Raw genomic sequence first — 2,644 nt, 5'->3', positions numbered from 1 at the left:
AATAACAATGACTATTCTATCATTTTTTTTTATGGTGTTTGGTTTAGCTCAAGGATTAAGAAGTCTCTACACCATGTACAAACATTGATAAAAAGGGCTCTATGTCAAATAACGTTGGTGATAATTTAAATCAATAAAATCTATTAAATTATGCGGCAGCATCCATAGCAAACTGATAACTATGGATGTTGCCCTTTTGTATTTTATACCTTTCCATTGGTTGTATAATATTTAGCGTTGGTGAGAGAAAAAATTCTCTCCCAACGCTAAATTTTTGCAAAAAATATGTCTGGTCTGATTTTGACTAGTAGGCGAAAGATAGAAATATGCTTAGGATAAATATGGTATAATTTAAATTAGAGCATTTACAATTTACTGAGGAGGGGGTGCTATAAAAGTTATGAAGGTTAAACAAAGACTTGAGGCCTTAAGGGGCTTAATGAAGGAACATCAGATAGATATATACTTGGTGCCTACTGCTGACTACCACAATAGTGAGAATGTAGGCAGGTACTTTATGGAGAGGGCCTATATAAGCGGTTTTACAGGTTCTGCTGGAAGTGTTCTAGTAGGTAAAGACTGGGCAGGCCTATGGACAGATGGTAGGTACTTTTTGCAAGCAGAAGACCAATTGGAGGGGTCTGGTATAGACCTATATAGGATGGGTCAAGAAGGGGTACCGAGCCTTGAAGCCTTTATAGAGGATAGGTTGGCTCATGGAGGACGACTAGCCTTTGATGGCAGATGTGTTACATATGGTCAAGGTCTAGTCTTAGAGAAAATAGTGGCGGACAAGAAAGGAAGCTTGACCTATGACCTAGACCTAATAGACCAGGTCTGGAAGGACAGACCACCCATGGCAAGGGAGCCTGTGTTTGAACTGGGGACTGAGTATGCCGGAGAATCGAGGCATGACAAGCTAGCCAGACTCAGGTCATCCATGGAAGCCATAGGGGCTCAAGTCCATATTATCACCAGCCTGGATGATATAGGCTGGATCCTAAATATAAGAGGGAGAGATGTAGATTACTTCCCCCTAACCTTGTCCTACCTAATAGTATATATGGATAGGGCAGTCCTATATATAGATAAGGAAAAAATATGTGACGAAATACTAGTAGGTCTAATGAATGACAGGGTGGAAATAAGGCCCTATGATGGTATCTATGAGGATATAAGGGATATAAGAGAAGAAATTCTACTTGATCCAGACTGGGTCAACTATGCCATATACGGAAATATAGGGGATAAGGACCTTATAATAGAGGGAGATAACCCTACAATTATGATGAAGACCAAAAAAAATAAGGTAGAAATAGATAACATAAGGCAGGCGCATATAAAGGATGGGATAGCCCACACAAAGTACCTATATTGGTTAAAAAAAGAAGTAGAGGCAGGTCGAATAGGTAATCAAACAGAAATGTCTGTTTCTGACAAGTTAGAAAGCTTAAGGAGAGACCAGGAGGGCTTTATATGTCCTAGCTTCGCACCAATATCTGCCTTTGGATACCATGGAGCAATAGTCCACTATGAGGCAGATGACAAGTCGAATGTAGGACTAGCCAAGGGTAGTTTCCTGCTAAATGATACGGGAGGTAACTATATACAGGGGTCTACTGATATCAGTAGGACTATTGCCCTGGGCCAGGTTAGCCAGAGGATGAAGGAGGACTATACTAGGGTATTACAGGCCCATATAAGGCTAGCCAGGTCTAAGTTCCTGTATGGGTGTTCAGGAGCCAACCTAGATATTCTTGCTAGACAGCCACTTTGGGATGCCTACCTAAACTACAACCATGGTACTGGTCATGGTGTGGGCTACCTAGCCAACATCCACGAGCCACCGATTAGCTTCAGGTGGCAGGCTGGTGGCAAACCAGCCACTAGACTAGAGGAGGGTATGGTAATAACTGATGAACCAGGTCTATATATAGGGGGATCGCATGGTATAAGGATAGAAAACGAGCTATTGGTAAGGAAGGGGCCTAAAAATGAATATGGACAGTTTATGTTTTTTGAAGCCCTTACCTACTGTCCTATAGACCTAGACCCTGTCTTGGTAGATATGCTGACAGAGGATGATAAGACCTACCTAAATGAATATCATCAAAGAGTTTATGACCTTATAGGTCCAGCCTTAGAGGAAGAAGAAAGACTTTGGTTAAGAGAGGCGACAAGACCCGTCCAGTATTGGCTAGACTTAATATAGTAAAAGGACGTATAGAGAAAGAGGATGAAATTATGGAAAAAAATATAAGGCCTGCCAAGTGGGCCTTGGTAACAGGGGCCAGCTCTGGCATAGGTAGGGAGATTGTAAAGCAATTAGAATCCTATGGCTATGGGTCTATCCTAGTTGCTAGAAGGAGGTCTAGGTTAGAAGACCTCGCTCAGGACCTAAAGTTCAAAACTTATATAATAGAAGCTGACCTTAGCCAAGCTTCAGCTGCAAGAGACCTGTGTAAAAAAATAGACCAGCTGGAAGATAAAGAGGCTATCAGGGTTGACCTCCTAGTTAATAATGCAGGATTTGGTGACCTTGGTTTCTTCGGGGAGACAGACCTGGACAAGGAGCTGAATATGATTCATGTAAATATAGAGAGTCTTCATATATTAATGAAGCATTATCTAAAAAAATTTATAG

The 2,644-nt window shown here is 41.3% G+C and carries 2 protein-coding genes; both read left to right on the top strand.

What is annotated here, in order from left to right:
• Window positions 1–400 precede the first annotated feature (400 nt).
• Entirely contained in the window at window positions 401–2,212 is a 1,812-nt protein-coding gene (locus ACW6OJ_RS08075) for an aminopeptidase P family protein (protein WP_456096280.1), read from the top strand.
• The coding region (locus ACW6OJ_RS08070; protein ID WP_456096279.1) for an SDR family NAD(P)-dependent oxidoreductase at window positions 2,161–2,644 on the top strand (484 nt) is incomplete at its 3' end. The genes ACW6OJ_RS08075 and ACW6OJ_RS08070, both read left to right, overlap by 52 nt.

This window comes from Peptostreptococcus sp. (assembly GCF_977045075.1).
The sequence above is the reverse complement of the archived record's forward strand: the minus strand, read 5'-3'. Positions and strand labels throughout refer to the sequence as shown.

Excerpts from the sequence above, each read along its gene's own strand:
- ACW6OJ_RS08075 (WP_456096280.1), top strand. The coding sequence starts at position 401 with ATGAAGGTTAAACAAAGACTTGAGGCCTTAAGGGGCTTAATGAAGGAA.